The 22543-nt window shown below is 70.7% G+C and carries 20 protein-coding genes; 7 read left to right on the top strand and 13 right to left on the bottom strand.

Translation table 11 applies throughout. The features are described from left to right. The first annotated feature begins 88 nt into the window (after positions 1-88). Positions 89-2089 (top strand): beta-galactosidase, encoded by a 2001-nt coding sequence (locus ACIBX3_RS26775; RefSeq protein WP_397121499.1) that lies wholly within the window; start codon positions 89-91, stop codon positions 2087-2089. Next, positions 2086-3180 (top strand): arabinogalactan endo-beta-1,4-galactanase, encoded by a 1095-nt coding sequence (locus ACIBX3_RS26770; RefSeq protein WP_397121497.1) that lies wholly within the window; start codon positions 2086-2088, stop codon positions 3178-3180. Before ACIBX3_RS26775 ends, ACIBX3_RS26770 begins: the two co-directional genes overlap by 4 nt. A gap of 66 nt (positions 3181-3246) precedes the next feature. On the opposite strand, the gene ACIBX3_RS26765 is transcribed toward ACIBX3_RS26770, so the two are convergent. The 3 genes from ACIBX3_RS26765 to ACIBX3_RS26755 form a co-directional block, all read right to left on the bottom strand. After that, complete coding sequence (locus ACIBX3_RS26765; RefSeq protein ID WP_397121495.1) at positions 3247-3870, bottom strand: carboxyl transferase domain-containing protein; 624 nt, start codon at positions 3868-3870, stop codon at positions 3247-3249. A gap of 482 nt (positions 3871-4352) precedes the next feature. Then, positions 4353-5438, bottom strand: a complete 1086-nt coding sequence (locus tag ACIBX3_RS26760) for a PQQ-dependent sugar dehydrogenase (protein WP_397121493.1) — start codon at positions 5436-5438, stop codon at positions 4353-4355. A 276-nt stretch (positions 5439-5714) separates the two neighbouring features. Next, positions 5715-6701 (bottom strand): alpha/beta hydrolase family esterase, encoded by a 987-nt coding sequence (locus ACIBX3_RS26755; protein WP_397121491.1) that lies wholly within the window; start codon positions 6699-6701, stop codon positions 5715-5717. Between the two features lie 354 nt (positions 6702-7055). On the opposite strand from ACIBX3_RS26755, the gene ACIBX3_RS26750 reads away from it, so the two are divergent. The 5 genes from ACIBX3_RS26750 to ACIBX3_RS26730 all read left to right on the top strand — a co-directional run bounded on the left by ACIBX3_RS26750 (position 7056) and on the right by ACIBX3_RS26730 (position 12977). Then, the gene (locus ACIBX3_RS26750; RefSeq protein WP_397121489.1) at positions 7056-7694 is read left to right on the top strand and encodes a nitroreductase family protein; all 639 of its coding nucleotides are present in this window, start codon (positions 7056-7058) and stop codon (positions 7692-7694) included. Positions 7695-7714: 20 nt separating this feature from the next. Continuing rightward, positions 7715-8743: a hypothetical protein gene (locus tag ACIBX3_RS26745; protein WP_397121758.1), complete on the top strand. Its 1029-nt coding sequence runs from the start codon at positions 7715-7717 to the stop codon at positions 8741-8743. Positions 8744-9098: 355 nt separating this feature from the next. Continuing rightward, entirely contained in the window at positions 9099-10295 is a 1197-nt protein-coding gene (locus ACIBX3_RS26740; RefSeq protein WP_397121488.1) for a PucR family transcriptional regulator, read from the top strand. A gap of 518 nt (positions 10296-10813) precedes the next feature. Beyond that, complete coding sequence (locus ACIBX3_RS26735) at positions 10814-11560, top strand: helix-turn-helix transcriptional regulator (RefSeq protein ID WP_397121486.1); 747 nt, start codon at positions 10814-10816, stop codon at positions 11558-11560. Between the two features lie 43 nt (positions 11561-11603). Further along, a complete protein-coding gene (locus tag ACIBX3_RS26730; protein WP_397121484.1) occupies positions 11604-12977 on the top strand; it encodes an alpha/beta fold hydrolase in 1374 nt (457 codons plus the stop codon). Between the two features lie 146 nt (positions 12978-13123). Here the strand turns inward: ACIBX3_RS26730 and ACIBX3_RS26725 are convergent, their stop codons facing one another. Genes ACIBX3_RS26725 through ACIBX3_RS26680 form a run of 10 tightly spaced genes read right to left on the bottom strand, consistent with a single transcriptional unit; the run spans position 13124 to position 22362 of the window. Then, positions 13124-14365 carry an MFS transporter gene (locus ACIBX3_RS26725; protein ID WP_397121482.1) on the bottom strand — a complete coding sequence of 414 codons (1242 nt, stop codon included), beginning with the start codon at positions 14363-14365 and terminating at the stop codon, positions 13124-13126. Next, positions 14355-15599, bottom strand: a complete 1245-nt coding sequence (locus ACIBX3_RS26720) for a hypothetical protein (RefSeq protein WP_397121480.1) — start codon at positions 15597-15599, stop codon at positions 14355-14357. Before ACIBX3_RS26720 ends, ACIBX3_RS26725 begins: the two co-directional genes overlap by 11 nt. Next, the gene (locus tag ACIBX3_RS26715) at positions 15599-16759 is read right to left on the bottom strand and encodes an acetyl-CoA carboxylase biotin carboxylase subunit family protein (RefSeq protein ID WP_397121479.1); all 1161 of its coding nucleotides are present in this window, start codon (positions 16757-16759) and stop codon (positions 15599-15601) included. Before ACIBX3_RS26715 ends, ACIBX3_RS26720 begins: the two co-directional genes overlap by 1 nt. Positions 16760-16768: 9 nt before the next feature. After that, positions 16769-18160 carry a class I adenylate-forming enzyme family protein gene (locus ACIBX3_RS26710; protein ID WP_397121477.1) on the bottom strand — a complete coding sequence of 464 codons (1392 nt, stop codon included), beginning with the start codon at positions 18158-18160 and terminating at the stop codon, positions 16769-16771. Next, on the bottom strand, positions 18157-18651 hold the full coding sequence (locus ACIBX3_RS26705) for a hypothetical protein (RefSeq protein WP_397121475.1): 495 nt from the start codon (positions 18649-18651) through the stop codon (positions 18157-18159). The genes ACIBX3_RS26710 and ACIBX3_RS26705 overlap by 4 nt, the downstream gene beginning before the upstream one ends. Next, positions 18648-19784 (bottom strand): beta-ketoacyl synthase N-terminal-like domain-containing protein, encoded by a 1137-nt coding sequence (locus tag ACIBX3_RS26700; protein ID WP_397121473.1) that lies wholly within the window; start codon positions 19782-19784, stop codon positions 18648-18650. Before ACIBX3_RS26700 ends, ACIBX3_RS26705 begins: the two co-directional genes overlap by 4 nt. Then, the gene (locus ACIBX3_RS26695) at positions 19781-20188 is read right to left on the bottom strand and encodes a 3-hydroxyacyl-ACP dehydratase FabZ family protein (protein WP_397121471.1); all 408 of its coding nucleotides are present in this window, start codon (positions 20186-20188) and stop codon (positions 19781-19783) included. The genes ACIBX3_RS26700 and ACIBX3_RS26695 overlap by 4 nt, the downstream gene beginning before the upstream one ends. After that, positions 20157-20702, bottom strand: coding sequence for an acyl-CoA thioesterase (locus ACIBX3_RS26690; RefSeq protein WP_397121469.1), 546 nt, complete (start codon positions 20700-20702; stop codon positions 20157-20159). Before ACIBX3_RS26690 ends, ACIBX3_RS26695 begins: the two co-directional genes overlap by 32 nt. Continuing rightward, positions 20699-22102, bottom strand: coding sequence for an aminotransferase class III-fold pyridoxal phosphate-dependent enzyme (locus tag ACIBX3_RS26685; RefSeq protein WP_397121467.1), 1404 nt, complete (start codon positions 22100-22102; stop codon positions 20699-20701). The genes ACIBX3_RS26690 and ACIBX3_RS26685 overlap by 4 nt, the downstream gene beginning before the upstream one ends. After that, positions 22099-22362, bottom strand: a complete 264-nt coding sequence (locus ACIBX3_RS26680; RefSeq protein ID WP_397121465.1) for an acyl carrier protein — start codon at positions 22360-22362, stop codon at positions 22099-22101. The genes ACIBX3_RS26685 and ACIBX3_RS26680 overlap by 4 nt, the downstream gene beginning before the upstream one ends. Positions 22363-22543: the final 181 nt, after the last annotated feature.

Raw genomic sequence — 22543 nt, 5'->3', positions numbered from 1 at the left:
CGAACAGGGAAAACCATGGACGGCTGTTCCCTCGGCGGCCTGGTCGGCGTTACTGTGCACGTTCACAGAAGCTTCTCAAGGGGGATGGATGTATCCGGAGCGTCCTGCTGGTATCGCCTTCGGCGGGGACTACAACCCAGAGCAGTGGCCGCGTGAGGTCCTCGAAGAGGACGTGGCGCTCATGCGCGAGGCCGGGGTCAACCTGGTCAGCCTGGGCATTCACTCGTGGGCGCTGATGGAGCCGGCCGAGGGGCGCTACGAGTTCGGCTGGCTGGACGAGATCATCGACCGGCTCCACGCCGCAGGCGTCGCCGTGAACCTGGCCACGCCCACGGCCGCCCCGCCCGCCTGGTTCATCGCCGCGCACCCGGACGTCCTGCCGGTGACCAGGGAGGGCACGCGGATCGGCTTCGGCGGCCGGCAGAGCGCCTGCTCCAGCGCCCCGGCCTTCCGGGAGGCGACCGCGCGCCTGGTGCGCGCGCTGGGCGAGCACTACCGCGACCATCCCGCCGTGGTCATGTGGCACGTGCACAACGAGTACGGCGCGCCGCTCGGCGAGTGCTACTGCGAGCACAGCGTGGCGGCCTGGCGCCAGTGGCTCCAGGCGAAATATCGCGACGTTTCAGCATTGAACGAGGCCTGGGGCTCCACTTTCTGGGGCCAGACCTACACCGACTGGTCCCAGATCGACGCCCCCCGCTTCAACCACACGGCCGTCAACCCGGCCCAGCGTCTCGACTACGCCCGCTTCAGCGACGGCCAGCACCGCGAGCACTACGCGCTCCAGCGCGACATCCTCCGCGAGATCACCCCGCACCTGCCCGTGACCACGAACTTCGCCGGCACCGTCAACTGCAAGTCCGCCGACCTGTGGCAGTGGGCCCGCGAGCTCGACGTGATCGCCAACGATCACTACCTCCGGGCCGAGCAGCCCGACAACCACATCGACCTGGCCATGTCCGCCGACCTGGCGCGGTCGGTGGCGGGCGGTGCGCCCTGGATGCTCATGGAGCACTCGACCGGCGCGGTCAACTGGCAGCCGCGCAACATCGCCAAGCGGCCCGGCGAGATGCGCCGCAACAGCCTCGCGCACGTGGCCCGCGGCTCCGACAGCGTGCTGTTCTTCCAATTCAGGGCCTCGCGGTTCGGGGCCGAGAAGTTCCACTCGGGGCTGGTGCCGCACGCCGGGACCGACTCCGAGCAGTGGCGCGAGGTGGTGCGGCTCGGCGCCGACCTGCGCAGGCTCGCCGGCCTGCAGGGGAGCCGGGTGCGGGCGGAGGTGGCGATCGTCTGGGACTGGGAGTCGTACTGGGCGCTGGAGCTGGACTGGCGGCCGTCGGTCGACCTGACGTTCCGGGAGCGGGTGGACGCCTTCTACGAGGCGTTGTGGCGGGAGCACGTCACGGTGGACTTCGTCCACCCTTCCGCCGATATTTCGGGATATCGGGCGGTGGTGGCGCCCAGCGTGTACCTGCTCACCGAGGCCTCCGCCAAGAACCTCCACCGGTACGTCGAAGCCGGCGGCAACCTGCTCGTGTCGTACTTCTCCGGCATCGTCGACGAGCACGACACCATCCACCCGGGCGCCCACCCCGGCGCCTTGCGCGAGCTCCTCGGCCTGTCGATCGAGGAGTTCCACCCCCTGCGCGAGCACGAGACCGTGGCCCTGACCGGCGGTGACACGGCCCGGATCTGGTCGGAGCGGATCCGCCCGGCCGGCGCGGTGGCCGTCCGGGACTTCGCCGCGGGACCGGACGCGGGGCATCCCGCCTTCACCCGCCACGACCTGGGCGCCGGCACCGCCTGGTACCTGGCCACCGCCCCTGTCACCGGCCTGCCCGGCCTCCTCACCCAGGTGCTCGACCACGCGAACGTCTCCCGCCCGCGCGGCCTGCCCGACACCCTCGAGGTGGTACGGCGGGGTGACCACACCTTCCTGATCAACCACGGCGACGAGCCGGTGACGGTCGAGAGGGTGACCGGCACGAGCGTGTTCGACGGCGTACGCCACGACGGGCCGGTCACCGTCGCGCCCGGCGCGGTCACCGTCGTCGTGGACACCCCCCAACCCCAGGGAGAGCCCTCATGAAACGCATCCTGACCGCGCTCGTGTTAGCCCTCGCCGTGGTCGCACTCCCGGCCGACGCGCAGCCCCGTCTCCAGATCAGGGGAGCCGACGTCTCCAGCCTCGCCAAGTCCGAGGCGTTCGGCGGCGTCTACCGCGACGCCCGCGGCCGCCGCGGCGACGCCCTGCGCATCTTGTCGCAGGCCGGGCTCAACTACATCCGTCTCAAGGTCTGGGTCAACCCGGCCGACGGCTACAACACCAAGACCCAGGTCCTCGCCGTCGCCAAGCGCGCCAAGGCGCAGGGCATGAAGCTGCTGGTGGACTTCCACTACTCCGACACCTGGGCCGATCCGGGCAAGCAGTTCAAGCCCGCCGCCTGGGAGCCGCTCACGTTCGACCAGCTCAAGCAGGCCGTGTACGACCACACGTACGACGTGCTCGACGGCCTGCGCCGCCAGGGCACCACGGCCGACATGGTCCAGGTCGGCAACGAGATCAACGGCGGCCTGCTCTGGCCGGACGGCTCCAACTCCGACTGGGCGAACACCGCCGCGCTGCTGAATTCCGGCTACGACGCGGTCAAGAAGGTCTCCGGCTCGACCAAGGTCGTGCTGCACCTGGCCAACGGCGGCGACAACGGGCTCTACCGGTGGTGGTTCGACAACGCCGACGCCAACGGCATCCGGTACGACATCATCGGCATGTCCTACTACGCGTACTGGCACGGCACGCTCGAGGTGTTCCAGGCCAACATCAACGACGTCGCCACCCGGTACGGCAAGCCGGTGGTCGTGGTCGAGACGGCGTACCCGTTCACCACGGCCGACGACGACGGCTGGGAGAACATCATCCTGTCGCCCGAGCCGTACCCCGGCTACCAGGCCACTCCACAGGGACAGGCCGCGATGCTGGCGAAGGTCGCCGACATCGTCCGCCAGGTCCCGGGCGGTCTGGGCCTCGGCCTGTTCCACTGGGAGGCCACCTGGACCGGCGTCAAGGGCAACGGCTGGGACCCGGCCGACCCGTCGTCCGGCAACGGCTGGGAGAACCAGGCCCTGTTCGGCTACGACGACCGGGCACTGCCCGCGATGCGGGTGCTCGGCCACGGCTGATCCACGGTCATCGGCCCGTCCCGCCGTCGAGGTCACAGCGGGACGAGCCGAGACACACGGATTGCATTATGCTGTTCCCACTCCGTACTCACGGACGCCGACCGGAGAGTCCTGGAAGAGATCGAGGCGGCGCGCCAGAACTCCACCACCAAGTTCGATCCACGCCGAGCAAGCGGGCCGAACGGGGGCCCAGGACGTTCGATGGCGGCGGACAGCCGGGCCCAGGGTCTCGTTGACGACTTCGACGTGCTCGGGCGCCAGGTCCCGGATCGAAGCGGCCACACCCCCGAAGACGGGGTCGGTGGCCACCGTGACAACAAGGACGCCCTCCTCGCCGAGGGCGGCCGGCGCGGCGCTGGTCCTGGCCATCTGCATGAGGGACAGGGCGCCTTCCTGCATGCGCGCGCCACCCGACGCCGTCACCAGGACCGGCGGCGTGCGCCTCTCCCCGGCCAGGGCCGCTGCCCTGACGACGGTGTCGCCGACGCTGCTGCCCAGACTGCCGCCGAGGAAATCGAAATCCATCACGACCGCGACAACGGGATGGGCCGCGATCGTCCCCATGGCCGAGGCGCAGGCGTCCACAAGTTCGGTCGCCGCCCGCGCCGCCTCCAGGCGCTCCGGATACGGCATCCGGTCGGTGAAGCCGAGCGGATCGTCGGCCGGCACGCCGTACTCGAGCGACGACACGGAGCCCGGGCCGAGCAACTGAGTGAGACGGTCCGATCCGGCAGCGGCAGGTACGGCGGTCCCATCACGGTGAGGTCCGGTTGATGGTACGCGGCCCCGAGTTCCTCCAGGCCGAGCAGCAGTCTGCGCCAGATGCGGCCGACCGGCCGGCCCGTTCCTGCCTTGCCCATGAGCGGACTCACGAGCGCATGGCAAAGCGGATTTGCTCGTTCCAGGCTCTCGCCGCCGCTGGCCTGCACGATGCGCCGCAAGTCGTCCAGGGTGCGACTCTCGCATGTCGCACTCCCCGTAAGTTGATCACGTGACTTACGGGGAGTGCTGTCGAAGGCGGATAGAGGCTCGATCGAGAATGGCTTGGAATGGCACGACAGCCGGTCTGGGCACGGGTGAGCCCACGAGTGCTCTTGCGACGAATCAGCCATCGCAGCGACGGCGGCTCGCGGGTGAGCCATTCCGCCGCCGCGAAGCCGCTCAGAGATCTCTCAAGAGCCCGTCGGCGGGATGCGGATGATGCGGTCGTCCGCCGCCACAGGGCTGCCGCGCCCGTCGCGGTTGCTGGTCGTCACCCACAGCCAGCCGTCAGGCCCCACCGCGACCGCGCGCAACCGCCCGTACGTCCGCAGCTCGGCGACCGGCGTGCCCGCCCCGCCGCCGCTCGTCACGGGCACCGTCCACAGCCGCGTCCCGCGCAGCGCGGCGGCGAAGAGCGTGCCGTTCGCGTATGCCAGCCCGCTCGGCGACGCCTGGGAGGTCGGCCACGTCACGATGGGATTGCGGAACGACGGGTTGCTGCAGACGCCTTCACACGTGGGCCAGCCGTAGTTGCCGCCCGCCACGATCTGGTTGATCTCGTCGGTCGTGTTCTGGCCGAACTCGGTGGCGAACAGCCTGCCCTGCCCGTCCCAGGCCAGCCCCTGCACGTTGCGGTGCCCGTAGCTGTAGACCCGGGAATTGCCGAACGGGTTGCCCGGCGGGATCCCGCCGTCGGGCGTCATGCGCAGGATCTTGCCGGCGGGGGTGTTGAGGTTCTGAGCGTTGGCGGTGTTGCCGGCGTCGCCGGTGGCCACGTACAGCAGGCCGTCGGGGCCGAAGGCGATGCGCCCGCCGTTGTGGATGGAGGACCTCGGCACGCCGGAGAAGATGACGTTCTGGGCCTGCGGGGTGCTCAGCCGGAAGCGTACAAGCCGGTTGTCGCTACCGGTGCTGAAATAGGCGTAGATCCACTGATCCTGTGCGTACGACGGTGACACGGCGATGCCGAGCAGGCCGCCCTCGCCCGTGGCCGAGACGCCGTTGATGGTGGCCACCGGGGCGGGCGTCTGCCCGGGGCGTAACCGGAGGATCCTGGCGGTGCCGCGTTCGGAGACCAGGGCGCTTCCGTCGGGCAGGAACGCCAGCGCCCACGGCACTCGTAATCCGGTGGTGGACACTTGTCCCCGGGAGTAGTCGAAGCCGCCGATGGCCTGGGCGTTTGCGGGGCCCGTCGCCTGAGCCGTGGCGGGGCCGGTGACGACCAGGCTCATGGCGGCGAGCAGGATCATGATCAGGGACGGTGTTCGCACGCTCATGGCGGGCTCCTTGACCGATCTGTCGAGATCATCGTCAATTGAACTCTATGCACTTTCCATCCCGCCAACAACAGCGCTTGCGACCGGTGCAGAGAATGATCTAGCAGGCGGACGGCGGCGGCGCGGACGGCGACTGGAGCGAGCCGCTGAGCACACCTCCATGACGCACAGCCCCGCCTGCGGCACCGTGCACACCCTCAACCATGACCCCGACGCCGAACTGACCACCGGCGAGTACGAGGAGCTCGCGTACGTGATCCTCGCCCGTGCGGTGAATCAAGGCGTACGGCGGGTGTGGGTGCGCAGGAAGCGCCACATGATCTCGTTGGCGTCGATCTCCTGAGTCACCGCCCCCAGGGCCGGTGGCCAGATCGCGGGACTGCCCGGCCAGGTGTGCCCGCCGTCTTGGACGACGTATGACACGACGTCCGCTCCACCCCGGCATGAGGTGTAGTGCACCCGGCTGACGTGTTCGGAGACCGTGATGGTGCGCGGGCCGCGGCGGCAGCCGTTCAGCGTGGCCCACTGCTTCGCGGCGGCCTCGGCGCCGTAACCCCAGTACGGGGCGCCGCCTCCGGGGTATGGGTTGACCGGGTCGGCTGTTCCGGAGAACGACATCACCGGGACGGGGCGGTCCGGCTGGCAAGTGGCGGTGTCCGGGACGAAGGAGCCGTCCGCTTCCTGGCGCGGCGCCCCGGCGCGCAGACCCACGACCGCCGCGAGCGCGGTCACCCGGTCGGGATGGTCGCAGGCGTACTGGGAGACCATCCGCGCTCCGCCCGAGTAGCCGGCGGCCAGTACGCGGCCGGGGTCGCCGCAGCCCATCCGCGCCAGAGTGGTGATGGTGTCGGTGAGGAATTGCTCGTCGTCGGGTCCGCCGGTGCCGGTGACGTAGGGGACGTTCCAGCGGTATCCGGGAGGGGCATCGATGATCCCCTGCGGGGCCACCACGAGGAAGCCGGCGGCGTCGGCGGTCGCGTCCAGCCCGCTTCTCGTCAGTTGCTCGGCCGCGGTGCTCTGGCTGCCGTGCAGATCCAGCACCATCGGCAGGTTCGCGCGTCCACGGGAGCGGGCGGGAAGGTAGACCAGGACGGCGCGGTTGAGGTCACCCGATCTGACGGTCAGGGTGGTGCGGCCGGCGTTCAACGTGCAGAAGGGCGGGCGGAAGCCGTCCGCAGCAGCGGGCGGCGACGCGTGGGCGGCGGGCGAACCGGACAGCAGCGTTGAGGACGCCGCCAGCAACGCGATGAGCCAAGCCCGCATGGGGACCGCCTCCTGCCACCGACCTGTAGACGAACCGGATGTTACATACGGATTTCCGTAATGCACAGGGTTTCGGACATTGTGCCTGCCGATAAAGTCATCCGCGCAGGTCATCCAGCTTGCCCGACTCCTCTCGACTTGTGTCCGCTTCGGGCTCCGGGCTCAAAGAACTCGATTCACTTCCAGCGCAGCGCCCATGCACTGAGTACGAGACTCCGCGCCGGAGGAAGTGGTGCCCCTCCCACTGGCAGCGGGGCATCTCGGTCAGCGGAAGGTCATGACGGTACGGATCCAGGCCCCGGACTCGGTCGAATGGGCCCTGCGGATCACCCGCTGAATTGACATGCTGGTGGCATGACGATCGAAGCAGACGAACTGCTCACCACCACCCGCAGCGTCCGCAAGCGCCTCGACCTGACCCGCCCCGTCCCCCTGGACCTTGTCCGCGAATGCCTGGAGATCGCGCTCCAGGCGCCCACCGGCGGAAACCGGCAGGGCTGGCACTGGATCGTCGTCACCGACCCCGAGCTGCGCAAGACGATCGGCGACTACTACGGCCGCTCCTTCCGCGCCTACTACGAGTCAGGCGCCTCCGCCGGGGCGCTGTTCCAGGACGACCCGGTGCGGGCCGCCACGCAGCGGCGGGTGTCCGAGAGCGCCGTCTACCTGGGCGAGCACCTGGGCGATGTGCCGGTGCTGGTGATCGGCTGCATCGAGGTGCCCGGCGGGCTGCCCCAGGGCAACCAGGCCGGACTGTGGGGGTCGCTGCTGCCGGCGGCGTGGAGCTACATGCTCGCCGCGCGGGCCCGCGGGCTGGGCACGGCCTGGACGACCCTGCACCTGGCGTACGAGAGTGAGATCGCCGAGCTGCTGGGCATCCCGGCCGACGTGCGCCAGGGTGTGCTGCTCCCCACCGCCTATTACACCGGGGACACCTTCGGGCCCGCGCGGCGCCAGCCGCTCGACGACGTGTTGCACCTCGACCGCTGGTAGGAGGAGAACCCGTGACATCCATGCCGCTGCTTCCGACGTCGCTGGTCGGCAGTTACGCCCAGCCCGAATGGCTGATCGACCGCGCCAAGCTGGCCGGGCGGTTCCCGCCGCGCGTGCGCGCCAGGGAGCTGTGGCGGATCCCGCCCGAGTTCCTCGCGCAAGCGCAGGACGACGCCACCGAGCTGGCGATCCGGGCCCAGGAACGGGCCGGGCTGGACATCGTCACCGACGGGGAGATCCGCCGCGAGAGTTACTCCAACCACTTCGCCACCGCCCTGGACGGCGTCGACGTGGACAACCCGGGTACGGCGCTCGATCGCAGCGGTCACCCCAACCCCGTCCCGCGCATCGTCGGCCCGATCCGCCGGCCGCGCCCGGTGGAGGTGGAGGACCTGCGGTTCCTGCGGGCCCATACCGACCGCACGATCAAGATGACGGTGCCGGGCCCGTTCACGATGAGCCAGCAGGCGCAGAACGAGCATTACCCGGATGCCGAGGCGGCCGCGATGGACTACGCGGCGGCGGTCAACGCCGAGATCCGGGACCTGTTCGCGGCCGGGGCCGACATCGTGCAGATCGACGAGCCGTACATGCAGGCCAGGCCGGAGGCCGCACGCGCCTACGGGCTGGCGGCGCTGAACGCCGCTCTGGACGGCGTCACCGGCACGACGGCGGTGCACATCTGCTTCGGGTACGCCGCGATCATTCACGAGCGGCCGGAGGCGTATTCGTTCCTGCCGGAGCTGGCCGGCTGCCCTGTCAAGCAGGTGTCGATCGAGACCGCGCAGTCCGGGCTCGACCTGGGCGTGCTGTCCGATCTGAAGGACAAGACGGTCATCCTCGGGGTGATCGACCTGTCCACGCCCGACGTGGAGCCGGTCGAGCTGGTGGCGGGGCGGGTGCGCAGGGCGTTCGAGCGGGTGCCGCCCGAGCGGATCGTCATCGCGACCGACTGCGGGATGAAGTACCTGCCGAGGGAGTCGGCCGAGGGCAAGCTGCGCGCCATGGCCGGCGCCGCCCGCCTGCTGCGGGCCGAGCTGGGCCGCTGATCGAAAGCGTGCGCGTGCACGTCGCGGCCTGATGTGCGGATCCGTGGAACAGGTGTCCTTGCGGGCGTCCGTCGATTGGACGTTGCTGGAGCCTCGCGTAAGCGTGTCGCTGTTCATGACCGAACGGCGGTAGGCGTTGAGATTGATGCCACCGATGATGTAGTCCGCTGTGTGCCGATCGTGGAGGCGGTCGTGGAGGCGGCGTGTGCTAAATCATTCCGGGCCCGTCTCGCCGGCCTTGTGTCCGTGGCGATGTGAACACGCACTCGACCACTTCATCCGGATTCGCATCTCGGACGAATGCCTGGTTGCGCGTGAAGAAACCCGAACAAGCACGGATGACGGGGGATTCGCCATGGGGGACTTGTTCGGCGCGTTCAAGCGTCGCGCCGAGGCCAACGCCCAGCGGGTTGTGGAAACCTGTATTTCAGAGGTCGCCGATTTCCAGGCCATCGAATCCACGGTCCGAGCGTCAATGCTGGACTTCGCGGTCGTCATGCGGCGCCGCTCGGCCGATCTCGTCGCGGCCGACGAGCCGCTGCTGGAATCCGATCTCGACCACCTCGAGTCGGTTGGGGAGGAACGAGGAACGCAGGGCATTTCGCTGGCCTGCCAGCGGCACCTGCTTGCGGTGCACGCGAGGCTCACGCTGCGGGAGATCTACGAAGCGGCCGGACCGGACGACCTCAACGACACGATGCGCGTGCTCGGCTGGCTCGCTCGGCAAGGCGTGAGGGCACAGACGGCGTACACCCGCGGCTTTTTCAGGGGACATGAGCGTTTTCTGTCGGTGGCAACCCGCGCCCAGCTGCTGGCCACCATGATCCTCCATGACGATCCGATGGCGGCTGAGCTGGGCCGGAGCCTTGGCATGCCGGTGACCGAGCACTACCTGGCGACGGTGATACGCGTCGCCGTGGATCAGCTGCCGCCGTTGTCGGAGAGCCGCCGGCAGAAGATCCTTCCCACCCTGCTGGAGCAGTATCGGCTACCCCTGACCTGGCAGGAGCCCGGCGAGCTCGTAGCCCTGGTCCCGTGCCGCAGTCTGGATCCGCACCATGCGACCGCGGCGGAGAGCACCGGGCTCGCCCTGTCACGGGATGTCGCCGAGATCGTCGGGAGGCCGTGCTCGGTGGGAAGCGCCCACGGCCATCGGCGCTCCCTGGCCCATTCGGTCGTGCTGGCACGGAAAGTCAGCCAGGTCGCACCCATCGAGCGGGTGCCGCGCCGACCGTACAGCGTGGCCGACGTTTTCGCCGAACTGGGGGCCGTCCAGACACCGCAGGTGGATCACTGGCTGCGGGAGATCGCGCAGCGGCTGAGCAGCGGACCTGACCTCGTCATCACGCTGGATGCCTACTACTGCAACGATATGAACCGACTGCGCACCGCCACCTCGCTGCACATCCATCCGCGCACCCTCGACTACCGCCTGCGCCGGACACGCGACCTGGTCGGGATCGAGCCGAGCTCCACACGCGGCGTACGCGTACTGAGCACCGCCGTGACCCGCATGCTGGCCGGTGCCTGGGACGATCCAGTCGCTCGGTGAGCGGCCGCTTCCCTCATCCATCAGGATTGGTGCAGGACAGGGTGACCCCTTGGGAGTAGATCCGTCCGAAGTTGAATGGCCGCGGCTCGCCGGGGACGGTCAGGACCGGATTCGCTCCTGCGCGCCATTGGGATGTGTTGATGTCACCACAGGCGATGTTTTGTGTGGTCGCGCTCCGCCCAATGGGTGAGCCGTTCTTTGCCCAGCTATCAGTGGCTCGGCGTTCCCGTCCTCGAACGCCGGCTGACGGAACTCGCAGGCAATACAGGCTCGAGTCAGGTTGTTTTGTCCGGCGGAATGACAAACAAAGCACAGACATCTCACCGGTCGTCGCGCATGCGGAATTGATGGCACGTTACTACAAGACCCATCCGGGATCGCCGTACCGGAGTCTGGACGCGCCTGCGCGTGCGCGCAAGAGTTGTCCAGGGGGTTGCCCGTCGAACGTACGGGGAGCGCGAGACGACGGAGATGGTCTGATGCGGGGACGCGGACGGGTTTTGGGGATGGCCTCGGACATGTGCATCGTGGACATCACGTGCTTGAACGACCACCGCCGCTTCACCGAGCCGCACCCGGGCGCCCGCCATGCCCTGTGGTTGCAGCGTGCCGGTGCGTTCCTGCACCGTGTCGACGGAAGGGAGAGCTACCTCGACTCCACCCGCGGCATCGTTCTGCGCGAGGGCGAGGAGCGGCAGGTCGCCCATCCCGTGGGCACCAGCGACGTCGGCACCGAGATACGACTGCCGGCGGAGCTCGCCCTGCGGCTGCCTGCCGGGCCTTTCGTCACCACCACCGCCCTCAACCTGGTTCACCGGACGCTGATCGCTGCCTGCCGGCGAGGAGTCGACGGGTTCGAACTCAGTGACCGCCTGCATTCCCTGATCCGGCTCGTTCCGGCGCCGGACCGGGTTGTGCGGCGCAGCCCGGCCATCGAGGTCCAGCACCGGCGCGCGGTCACGCAGGTGCGCGCGGCGCTCGTCGACGGCGGGCTGCTGCTCGGGCTCGACGATCTGGCCAAGCTGGTCGGCTACTCGCCGCATCACCTCAGCCGGCTGTTCAAGGAAGTCACCCGTATGACGCTGACCGCCTACCGGAACGAGTTGCGGGTCCGCGCCGTACTCGAGGACCTGTACGCGGGTGAGCACTCATTACGTGCGCTCGCGGGGCGATACGGCTTCGCGGACCAGTCGCACCTGACGCGCGTGATGCGGCGTCACGTCGGCGAGCCGCCGAGCCTGCTGAGGTCCTTGATCTCCGCATGAATGTCCAACGCGCGGAGTGTGTCCGCCCTTGAGCATGAGCGGCATGTTGTTACGTTCTCTCGCCGCGGTGCTCGTCGCCACCGCGTCTCTGTCCGCCCCCTCCGCCGCCGCGCCTTCGGCCGTCCCCTCGGCGCAGGCCTCCACGCCACGTCTTGAGGATTCCCGGCCCTGCCCGGGACTGACCGGTGTCACCTGCGCCTACCTGTCTGTCCCGCTCGACCGGAGCGGCAAGGTGCCTGGCACCGTCCGTCTCAAGGTCGCCACGTCGGACGCCGCGACCGCTCCGAAGGGCGTGCTGCTGTTGCTGGCCGGCGGCCCCGGCCAGCCGGGCGTGCCGTACTTCGGTCCGCTGTCGGACTCCCTGAAGAACGTGGTGGACGACTATCGCCTGGTCATGCTCGACCAGCGAGGCACCGGTGACGCCGCGATCGACTGCCCGCGGCTGCAGAAGGAGACCGGCGGCGATGACATCCTGCCGCCCTCCAGGGAAGCGGTCGAGGAGTGCTCGGCGATTCTCGGCGAGACCCGCCACCACTACACCACGGCCGACACCGTCGCCGACCTCGACGACCTGCGGGCCGCACTCGGTGTCGGATCATGGACACTCGACGGCGTCTCCTACGGCACCTTCGTCGCCCAGCAGTACGCGCTGACCCACCCCGCCAAGGTCCGCAGGCTCGTGCTCGACTCCGTCGTCCCCCAGGACAACATCGACCCGTTCATCAAGTCCGCCATGCGGCACTCAGGAACGGTGCTCCGGCTGGCCTGCAAAGAGCAACAGTGCGGCTTCGACCCGGCCGCCGCGCTCGCGCGGACGGTACGCCGTTACGACAACGGCGTGAGCGTCCTGCAAGTGCTGACCATCCTGAGCATCATCGATCCCCAGCACACCAGGTTCGGCGCGTTGGACGCTTTGCGGAAGGCGGCGGCGGGTGATCCGGCCGATCTCGGCGCGCTGATCGCCGCCTTCAGCGAGGGCGGAGCCTCCGCGGGCGAGCTGAGCGCCGGGCTCCACTACGCCACGCTCTGCGCCGACGTCACCAAGGCGCCGTGGGGCGACTCATCAGCGCCGCTCGACGGCCGGGAGGAAGCTCTGCGCCGCGCCGTGCACCGCCAGTCCTCGGTGTGGCCGTTCGAGCGCAAGACCGTCGCGGAGCACGGTTACGTACAGGCGTGCCTGCGGTGGCCGCCGTCCAGGCCCATGCCCCAGGCACCGGCCCGGACGCTGACCATGCCGGTATTGCTCCTCCACGGTGACCGGGATCTGTCCACTCCGGTCGCCTGGGCCATCGAGCAGGCCGCTCGAACGCCGCGGGGCAGGCTCGTCGTCGTCAAGGGCGCCGGGCACAGCGTGCAACGCCGTCATCCCGAGGGCGCCGCCGCGGTGGAACGGTTCCTCACGGGATCCGGCACGTGACCCTGGGGGAAGATAGCTGGGCGGGCGCGGACGAGGACGCCAGAGCGGGCAGGGTCCCGGCGAGTGTCCCATGCGAGCTGCCTACCTCGCGGGCGCTCGATGATCTGGCCGCCGCCGAGTGAGGTGGCGGGCATCCGACGACCGGCTCACGCCGCCGTCGCGGCCCGCTCGCGAAGGGGCCGGACCATGAGGGCGTACGCGGCGCCGCCCAGCGCCGTGACCGCGAGGAAGAGGACGTGGACGGGCAGCCATGCGGCGGTCAGCGCGACCAGCAGCCCCGCCAGCGGCAACGTGAGCTGGTTGAGCAGCACGACGAGGCTGATGACGCGCCCGCGTTCGTCCGGCGAGATCCAGTGCAGGCGCTCGACCCGGATGAAAACGTTGAACAGTCCACACAGTCCAACGCACAGGCCGTAGCCGAGGACGTAGACCGCGTAGGACGGCGCGACGGCGATCAGCGCGCCGCCGAGGATGATGATGGCGAAGGACACGGCACCGATCCGGTAGACCGACACCCGTTTCAACAGCCAGGGCATGAGGACGAAGGCGGCGACGGACAGCGCCCCCACCGAGGTCTGAAGGGTCGCGAAGGCGGCGTCACCCAGGCCGAAGTGGCCGATGGTGAGCGCCGCCGCGGTGGCCAGGGCCAGGCCGACCATGAGGTTGACCACCATGGCCAGGCCGATCAGCAGCAGCAGGACCGGTTGGCCGGCCAGGCCCCGGACGCCGGTCCGCAGGTCCCGGACGATGCTCCCGGCTGTGCTTCCCGCCGTACCCCGCCGCGGCCGTGGTGACGGCACGGCGGGAGAGCCGAGGACCCTGAGGGCGAGCAGGCCGCACGCGCTCAGCGCGAACGCCGCCCCGCTTACCCACAACAGCCGCACCGGCTCGAGCCAGATCAGCAGCGCGCCGCCCAGGGCGGGGCCGAGCACGCCGGAGCCGTCGTTGATCACCTGCAGCAGGCTCTGGGCCTTGGCGAGGTCCTTCCGAGGCACGAGCTGCGGCACCGTCGACTCCAGCGCGATGAACGCCTGGGCGTAGAGGAAGGCGCACAGGCCCATGAGCGCCGCCGTCAACGCGAAGGCCTGTTCGGGCCAGGACGCCAGCGCGACTGCGGTGAGCAGGCAGGCCGCGGCACGCAGGCAGTCGGACACCGCATAGAGCCGGTGCCCGCCGAACCGGTCGGCGAGCAACCCGGCCAGGGGCAGCGACGTCAGCCGCGGCAGCCATTCCACGAGGAAGGCGAGCCCGGCCAGCGCCATGCTCCCGGTGGCCCGGTAGACGATGAGCGGCACCGCGAACTGCAGGAGCTGGTCGCCGAGTGTCGAGAACGCGCGCAGGCCCAGGAAGGTCCCGGCCCGCCACGCGCGCGGCCGTTCATCTGGCATGGACGACCATCTGCTTCTCGACGGCCGCGGACAGTAGCTCCAGCCGCTCGGCGAGCGTCCCAGCGTCGTCTGCGATAAGCATGATATGTCCGACGAAGCCGGCGTTGTCGGATACGTCACCGTTGACCCGCTCATGCGGAGAGGCGGTGAACGCGGCCTCGTGCAGCGGGATGCCGAGCTCGGCCGCCAAGGCGGGCACGTCGGGCAGCGCGCACAGGATCCCGTCGCGGGGAGCCCGCAGCATGCGGATGCCGGCGGCGGCACGCGTGACCGGCTGCCCGTGCCGTGCCTCGCCGCCGGTGGACCAGTGCAACCACTCCCGCCACGGGTCGAAGTCCACGAACGCGAGCCGGGCCAGGTCCCAGATGCGCATGCCTGCCGGCCGCATGTTGGTCTCGACCGCCGAGACGCCGTCCTCCCGTAAGAACAGCTCGTTGTGGAAGGCGCCATCGCCGCCGGAGACGAGCCGCCTGACGTGCTCGCCGCACCGGTCGAGGACGGCGGCCTCCTCCGGCCCCAACGGCGCGGGCACGATCTGCTGGATCTCGGCGCGGAATCGATCCTGGGACGTCTGCTTGGCCGTCAGCCACCGGGCGCCGCCGACGAAGTCCCAGCTGTACTCTCGGGCGTCGCGCACGAGCGCCTCGACCAGCACGCCCCCGTCCCGGTACGGCGCCAGCGCCGCCCATGCCTCCCGGCACATCGCCACTCCGGAGACGGTCTGGCAGCCCCGGCTGTTGCCCTCGGCGGCCGGCTTGACGAAGGCGGTGCCGCCGAGCCGCTCCACGGCGGCCTCGAACTCGGCGAGGGTGTCCACCGGCAGGCTCGGCAGGGGCGCGTACGCGGCAGGGTGAGCCGGGGCGGCTGCCTCGATCGCGCGGAAGCGCCGTTTGTCGAGCCCGGCCGCCGCCCGCTCGGGGTCGGTGCCGGGAAGCCCGAGGCGGTGGGCGAGGACGGCGCCCAGCGGCACGCCCCGATCCGCGAAGGGCAGGATGCCGATCGGCCGCAGGCCGCGCCCGCGCAGCAGGCCGCTGATCCGCTCGGCCGCCTGCTCGGCGGGCTGGAACGGCATGCCGAGCACGACGTCGGCGGCGGTGTGGTCCTGTGGCCTCACCTGGTCGGTGACCAGCACGACCTTCGCGCCGTAGAGGCGCCGGCCGAGGTCGCGGAGTGTGCGGACGTCGTAGATTCGCGTGTTGTTGTACCCGATGACGACGAAACACGCAGTGGCCATCACCGCTCCACGACCTCGGTCTCGAAACAGATCTCCCGCAGCGTGCGCCGCACCTCGTCCGCGCTGCCCTGCACGACTCCGGAAAGGGGCGTCGCCGCCGGCGCGTAGCTGATCTGGCCGAAGCGTGTGGCGGGACGGTCGTTCCTGACGAAGGAGCGCAGGAGCCCGCCGAAGCGGGCCGGGTCGAAGCGGACGACAGCGGGACGGGTGCGGTGGTGCCCGGGGAAGACGAACCAGCCGTAGTAGTCGGAGCAGGGGCGGCGGGGTGTGTCTTCGATGTGACCGTGGAGCTGGTGCTCGAGGTCCTTCTGGTAGAGGTTGACGCCGGTGCGCAGCTCGAACGTCTCGGCCACCCCGGCTCCGCCGACCCGGCTGCCCGTCTCCAGGAACAGGAAACGGCCGTCCGCCGCGCGGATGCACTCGAAGTTGAAGCAGCCGTCGCGCTGGCCGAGTGTGCGCAGGGTCTCGCGCAACAGCGACAGCGCCTGCGGCGGGTCCGGCGCCTGGGCGCACCCGAGCGGGCTGCCGTGGGCGAAGCCGAGGCAGTCTCCCACGTAGACGCTGCTGACCACGGCGCCGATCTCGCCGCGGCGCACGTAGCCGTCGATGTTCCAGATCTCGCCTGGCACGAACTCCTCGACGAAGACCGCGTCCGGATCGACGCCGGCCGCGAGTCTGGCGGCAATGTGCCGGGCGTCACCGGTCTCAATGCCCGTGCTGGAGGCCTCCAGCCTGGGTTTGATGAGGTACGTGCCGTCGCCGGGCGGCTCGCGGCGGAAGTCCTCGACGCTCCAGAAGGCGGGCTGCGGGATGCCGGCCTCGGCGGCTCGCACCCGCATCAGCCACTTGTCACGCAGCGGCAGCACGTCGGCGGGGAGGTCGCCGGGGATGCCGAACTTCGCACGCAGGCGGGCTGCCGTGAGCAGATCGTACTCCGAGCGCGCGATGAGCTTGTCGGCGTCCCCGAGCCAGTCCGCGTGCCGCTCGGCCAGGGCCAGTACGTCGTCGGACGGGACGCCGAGGACCCGGCGCTCCACGGTGCTGGGCAGGTCGTCGAACGCGCTCGGGATGAGGTAGCGGACCGTGTGCCGGCCGTGGTCGATGGACCTGTCGTACCGGATCTTGGCGAACGGGATGCGGTGCAGGATGACGATGTTCATGGACGTCACTCACTTCTGGAAGAGAAGCGGATCGGGGGCGGTGATGAGGATGCGCCGCGGGCGCTCGGCGGGGAGGAGCATCGTCCGGAGCGCGTGGCGGATCGACTCCTCGATGCCGGGCCGCTGGTCGGCGGGCACGATCTCCAGGTCGAGGGCGGCCGTGCCGTCCTCGTCGCGGCCGACGCGCGGCGTGCAGTGCGCCACCTGAGGCAGGCTCTGGACGGCTTGACGCACGCTGACCAGCGACACCTTCTCGCCACGGATCATCACGAAGTCAGACAAGCGCCCCCGGAAGTACAGGTATCCGTCGTCGTCGATGTGGAACCTGTCGCCGGTGGCGACCAACCCGGGGCGGACGAGCCCACGGCCGCCGGGAGCTTGGCCGCCGAGCTTACGGACCAGTACGGTGTCCGACTCGACCATCAGCTCCCCGCAGCTCGCCTCGTCCGGCTGCCGGAGGAAGGCCCGCACGCCCGGCAGCGGCAAGCCGACCGACGCGTGCCGGTGAGCCGGTTCTGCGTGCGCCGCGAGCGTGGAGACCCGCGGCCCGGCTTCGGCCAGGCCGTAGGTCAGGTACAGCTGGCCCGAAGGCCGTGCCGACAGCAGGCGCGCCACCGCTTCGGCGGGTAGCCGGTCGCCCCCGACCGTCAGCACGCGCAGCCCGGCCGGCAGCTGTTCCTCGTCGTCTGTCAGCCGCCGGGCGACGGACGGCGTGAGCGAGGAGTGCGTCACCCCGTGCTTGAGCAGCGTCCGGCGGTAGGCGCCGGGGGAGAACGGCGGGCCGGAGACCACGACGCGGGCGCCGGTCACGTAGCTCGCCAGCACCTGGGCCACCAGGGCGAACGAGTAGTAGAGGGGCAGGCTCACCAGCACGACGTCATCGCCGCCCATCCCCACCGACGCGGCGTGCCGCCGGGCGTTGCGCAGCAGCCCGCCGAGCCGGTGCAGGCACGCGCTGGCCATCCCGGACGTGCCGGAGGTGGACAGCAGGACGCGGCCCGCCGGATGCCGCTGCTCGCCGCCCGGCAGAAGTACGGCCTCGGCATGACCCACGGTGCGCGCGTGCGCCACTCCCAGGATCTCGGGGACAAGCCGGCGGGCGACCACGGCACGGGCGCCCAGCCGCAGGGCCAGCTCGCGGACGCGGGCCGGCGGAGTCGACGGTGACACGGCGAGCGGCACCAGGCCGAGCAGCAGCGCGGACAGGTGGAGCTGCACGGTGTGGGCGGAGTTGGCCAGGGCGAGGACGACGACCGTGCCCGGAGGGAGTCCGAGCCCGGCCAGGTGGCCCAGCGTGTCGTCCAGCGGCTCGCGAGGGGCCGGGGACTCGTCGGCCACCCGCTCCAGGAAGGCGGCTACCTCCGGCAGGTCGAGATGCGGCGTGGGGTCGGCGGCCGTCACGTCGCTCCCCCGGGGACGCCGAGCACCACGCAGCCGGCGGTGTGGCCGTCCGCGGGAGCCGTCCGGTAGGTGGCGCAGACGACGTGCCGCGCGTGTCCGTCCTGCAGCCAGCCGCGCGCGACCGCGAACCCGGTGTCCGCGACCTTGGGGAAGGCCCCGGCGAGGACGAGCGAGGGGCCGCGCAGCCCCCACCGCACACACGACAGGCCCGCAAGGATGCCCGGGTTCGCCCCGGCGAAGCGCAGCGGCGACACCCTGCCGCGCCGGGCCTCGCCGGCGATGACCCGGGACGTCGGCAGGGCGGCGGCGTCGCTCATGACCACGATTCCGGCCGCCGAGGGCTCCAACCGGACGCCGTCCAGAGCGCGCTCGACCGCGGCCGCGACCAGCCAGGCGATCGGATCGGCGAAGAACGAGGGCCGGTTCTCGGAGAACTCGGCGGGGTCGGCGGCGCTCGCCTCGCCGTGGGCGACGATGACCGGCTCCATCACGCCGCCCGCCTCTCGCCGGGGACCTCGAACAGCAGGCAGGTGTTGAACCCGCCGAACCCCAGCGTGAGGCTGAGGCCGGACGCGCCGGTCACCCGCGCGCCCCCGGCGCCCGGCAGGCGCAGTGACAGGCCCGGCAGCGGGGCGGTCAGCCCGGCCAGGGGCGGCACCCGTCCCTGCGTGAGCGCGAGCACGGTGGCCACGGCCTCGATGGCGCCGGTCGCGCCGAGGCTGTGGCCGAGCGCGCCTTTGGTGCCGAAGACCACCGGCCCCGGGTTCGCGCCGCCGAAGACCTCCTGCAGGCTGGCGGCTTCGACCTGGTCGTTGAGCGTGGTGCCGGTGGCGTGCGCGCTCACGACGGCGATGCGCTCGGGGGCAACGCCGGCGTGGTCGAGGCAGCGGCGGACGGCGGCTACCACGCTGCGTCCCGACGGGTCGGGGGCGGTGAGGCCGGCGGCGTCGTTGGCCGATGCGGCGGCGCGTAACACGGCGTGCACGCGCGCTCCGCGTGCGCGGGCGTCCCGCGCCGACTCCAGGACGAGGAACGCCGCCCCCTCTCCCAGGATCATTCCGTCGTGGGCGCGGTCGAAGGCGCGCAGCCGGGTGGGGCTCATCGTCCCGAGCGCCGAATGGCCGAGCCGCTTCGCCTCTGTGAGGACGTCCGCGCCGCCCGCGACGCAGACGCGCGCCGCTCCGCCGCGAATCAGGGACGCCGCCACCAGCAGGCTGTCGGAGCCCGCCGAGCAGGCGGTGACCACGCTCACCGGGTCATCCGGGTGGCCCGCGGCCTCGGCCGCTTCGGCGGCCCAGCCATCGGTCTCCGGGCCGTCGAGCTGGGCGCCGAAGCTGGTTCCGCAGACGAGCCGGACCCGCTGGTCGCCCGGGACGAGCCCGGCGTCGCGGAAGGCGGCCACCAGGGTGCGGGCCGCGAGGTCCACCTGCCGCTTGCGCGGTTCCACGTCGCCGTACGGGGGATGCGGCACGGTCGCCGCCAGGTCGTTGCGCAGCCGGTGCGGGGACGGCACGGACGCGATCCCGCCCGCTCCCGCGCACAGGCGTGCCCACACCTCGCCGAGGCCGTCACCGAGGGGTGTGGACCAGGCCATGCCGCTGATCACCACGGCGTCGGGGGTCACCACAGCTGGCGTCCGAGGGCGTCGAGCGTGGTCCTGATCAGGTTGCCCTTGAACGAGGCGGCGAGGACGTCGTCCACCTTGGCCGAGGCCGCGAAGAAGAAGACGTCGCCGCTCGTCCGCTCCGCCCGCACGTCGAAGACCACGTGATCGCCGGGTACGACGATCCTGGTGAAGCGCGACTTCATGGAGCCGACGAGGGTGATCTCGTCGTCGGAGAGAGGGCTGGTGCCCATCTGGAAGAGGATGATCGCCGACTGCGCGCAGGCCTGCATGAGGTGGCTTCCCGGATATATGGCGCGCTCGGGGAAGTGGCCGGCGATCGCGTCCAGGTTTCCCGAGACCATCAGGGAGCTCTTCAGGAAGACCCCGGGCTCATGGTCGAGGATCCGGTCGAGGTAGATCATCGGGTGCCGGTGCCGCAGCCACCGTTTGAGCTCGGAGAAGCCCAGCGTCCTGGGCGGCGGGGACGATTCCCCGCGCGTCGGGCTCCCGGGTTTCGGGGTGGAGGTCAGCATGTGCGATGAGTCCCTTCAGCGTGTGGCGGGCGGCCGGGGGCAGCGGCCTGGCGCGCCCCGAACCGAGGTCGACGGCGGCGAACACCAGGTGGCCGGTGCTGAGATCGATGCGGAGGCCGTCGGGCTCCAGCCGGAACAGCGTCACGCGGGTCCGGAACGCGGCGCCGCCGGCGTGCTCGACGACAGGTTCGCCGAACACCGTGTCCCGGTAGCCGCAGGGCCGGTGATAGCGGGCCCGCATCTCGGTGACCGCGAGCCCGACGCCGTGCTCGGCCAGAGCCATGAGGCCGGCGCCGTGCTCGTCGAGGAGGTCTAGGGCGGCCGTCTCCATGAGGGAGACGTGGCGCGAGAAATGCACGACGCCGCTCGCGTCGGTGTCGACGTGCTCGATCTGGCGTCTCATGACGCGGTCTGGAAGCGGCGGGTGCCCTCGGCCAGCCGGGCGATGATCTCGTCCACCTGGGCGGGCGTGGTGACGAGCGGCGGTGCGACACGCATCGTGGGATGGATGTAGCGCAGGCCACCGGAGCGCCGTCCCGCGCCCGCCATGAACTCGACGTACACCCCCGCCGCGGCCAGGCTCTCGCGCAGCTCCGGCACCCGGGACGCCGCGGCCGGCGACAGCTCGACACCGTGCAGGACGCCCACGCCCCGGGCTGCGGTGTACGTCCGCGGGAACCGTTCCACCAGTTCCGTCCCAAGCCCGGCGGAGAGCCTGGCCCCGAGCTCCCGCGAGTGCCCGATCAGGTCGGCGGCGACGATGTGCCGCAGCCCGTCGTGCACGACGGCGCAGGTGATCGGCCGCAGGTCCGAGGTGGCGACCGCGCCGGTCTGCCTGACGTTCAGGCCGCGTCTGGCGATCACCATCGATGTGGACAGCACGCCCATGCCGAGGCTCTTGCCGACGACCGTGATGTCGGCGGGTACGGGATCGCCCTCGTCGCGCATCGCGAACATGGCCCCGGACTTGGCGAACGTCAGCACCTCGTCAGCGACGAGCAGCGCACCCTCCGCGGCGCACAGGCCGGACAGCGCGCGCAGGTATCCGGCCGGCGGGACCAGGATTCCGGCGTCCCCCTGAATGGGCTCGGTGAAGACCGCCAGCAGCCGGCCGGCGTTGGCCACGAAGTATTCGCGCAGGGCGGCGAGGTCGCCGAACGGGATGTGGTCGACGCGCACGCCGTACTGGTCGAGCGGGGCGAGCCCGGGCAGCCCCATCGTGTAGTGGCGGCGGTTGAGCAGGGGGAGCAGCCCGGAGGTCCAACCGTGCCAGGCGCCTTCGAAGGCCAGGATGGTGTTCCGCTCAGCCATGCCGGGCCGGTAGCGGAGCCGGCGGTGGTCGAAGCGGGACTCCAGCACGAGCCGGAAGGCCAGCTCCAGCCCCTCCGAGCCCGAGTTCCTGCCTGCCACGTGGTACTCGCCGGGCGGGAAGTGGCCCGTCCAGAGTCCGCCGTCGCCGAAGAGCCAGGAGAGCAGCCGGGCGCGCTCCAGGGAGGCGAGTTCGTCGGTGACGTACCCGCCTTGAAGCATGCAACGTTCCAATGACTGCCGCATGGCCTCGTGCCCTGCTCCGAGGCAGGCGCTGCCGTATCCGCCGCTCGCGTCGAGCAGGTGCAGCGGCTCGCCCCTGCGCCCGGCGGCGAGGTGGACGGCCTCGATCTCGATGCCGTGGCCGCGCACGCACGCGATCGGCAGCCGCCTGCCGCCGTAGTGATCGACATGGGTCTCCTGGCTCAGCAGAACGTCCTGGAGCGCGGACTCGGAGATCTCGCACAGGCCGGGGGTCGCGACTCGCGCGCTCATCGGGCCGTGGACAGGGCTCGGACCTTGTCCTCCACAAGCGTGACCACGCTGCCCAGGGTGGCGAAGTTGTCCGGGGCGAACTCGTCGTCGGTGATGACGATGCCGAAGGTGTCCTCGCACTGCACCCGCAGTTCCACGAAACCGATGGAATCCAGGCCATAGATGTCGCGCAGGCTGTCCTCGGGCCTCATCTTGTGCGGTGGGACTTCGACGTGAATCTCGCCTGCCAGAATCCCTGCGACGGTCTGCTGCACGTCCATGGAAGCTCCTTTGTGAGGGAGGATCTCGGTCCGGATCAGCTTCGCCCACCCCGTCGAACCCTGTCTTCGTCATCTCGCGTAAAGTGCCCGGCTCGGCCTGACCGGGACTTGTCACTTCGCGTAAAGCGCCGACGGCGACTTCGACGCCTGCCGCCGACACCCCGATTCGACGAGCGGACAG

It is taken from the genome of Nonomuraea sp. NPDC049480, assembly GCF_044465905.1.
In the GTDB taxonomy this organism is placed as follows: domain Bacteria; phylum Actinomycetota; class Actinomycetes; order Streptosporangiales; family Streptosporangiaceae; genus Nonomuraea.
This window is presented reverse-complemented; position numbering and strand designations above follow the sequence as displayed.

What these genes read in the sequence shown, in the direction of transcription:
- ACIBX3_RS26775 (WP_397121499.1), top strand. Translation starts at nt 89, where the DNA reads ATGTATCCGGAGCGTCCTGCTGGTATCGCCTTCGGCGGGGACTACAAC.
- ACIBX3_RS26770 (WP_397121497.1), top strand. Translation starts at nt 2,086, where the DNA reads ATGAAACGCATCCTGACCGCGCTCGTGTTAGCCCTCGCCGTGGTCGCA.
- ACIBX3_RS26760 (WP_397121493.1), bottom strand. Translation starts at nt 5,438, where the DNA reads ATGAGCGTGCGAACACCGTCCCTGATCATGATCCTGCTCGCCGCCATG.
- ACIBX3_RS26755 (WP_397121491.1), bottom strand. Translation starts at nt 6,701, where the DNA reads ATGCGGGCTTGGCTCATCGCGTTGCTGGCGGCGTCCTCAACGCTGCTG.
- ACIBX3_RS26750 (WP_397121489.1), top strand. Translation starts at nt 7,056, where the DNA reads ATGACGATCGAAGCAGACGAACTGCTCACCACCACCCGCAGCGTCCGC.
- ACIBX3_RS26745 (WP_397121758.1), top strand. Translation starts at nt 7,715, where the DNA reads ATGCCGCTGCTTCCGACGTCGCTGGTCGGCAGTTACGCCCAGCCCGAA.
- ACIBX3_RS26740 (WP_397121488.1), top strand. Translation starts at nt 9,099, where the DNA reads ATGGGGGACTTGTTCGGCGCGTTCAAGCGTCGCGCCGAGGCCAACGCC.
- ACIBX3_RS26735 (WP_397121486.1), top strand. Translation starts at nt 10,814, where the DNA reads ATGTGCATCGTGGACATCACGTGCTTGAACGACCACCGCCGCTTCACC.
- ACIBX3_RS26730 (WP_397121484.1), top strand. Translation starts at nt 11,604, where the DNA reads ATGTTGTTACGTTCTCTCGCCGCGGTGCTCGTCGCCACCGCGTCTCTG.
- ACIBX3_RS26725 (WP_397121482.1), bottom strand. Translation starts at nt 14,365, where the DNA reads ATGCCAGATGAACGGCCGCGCGCGTGGCGGGCCGGGACCTTCCTGGGC.
- ACIBX3_RS26720 (WP_397121480.1), bottom strand. Translation starts at nt 15,599, where the DNA reads ATGGCCACTGCGTGTTTCGTCGTCATCGGGTACAACAACACGCGAATC.
- ACIBX3_RS26715 (WP_397121479.1), bottom strand. Translation starts at nt 16,759, where the DNA reads ATGAACATCGTCATCCTGCACCGCATCCCGTTCGCCAAGATCCGGTAC.
- ACIBX3_RS26695 (WP_397121471.1), bottom strand. Translation starts at nt 20,188, where the DNA reads ATGATCTACCTCGACCGGATCCTCGACCATGAGCCCGGGGTCTTCCTG.
- ACIBX3_RS26690 (WP_397121469.1), bottom strand. Translation starts at nt 20,702, where the DNA reads ATGAGACGCCAGATCGAGCACGTCGACACCGACGCGAGCGGCGTCGTG.
- ACIBX3_RS26685 (WP_397121467.1), bottom strand. Translation starts at nt 22,102, where the DNA reads ATGAGCGCGCGAGTCGCGACCCCCGGCCTGTGCGAGATCTCCGAGTCC.
- ACIBX3_RS26680 (WP_397121465.1), bottom strand. Translation starts at nt 22,362, where the DNA reads ATGGACGTGCAGCAGACCGTCGCAGGGATTCTGGCAGGCGAGATTCAC.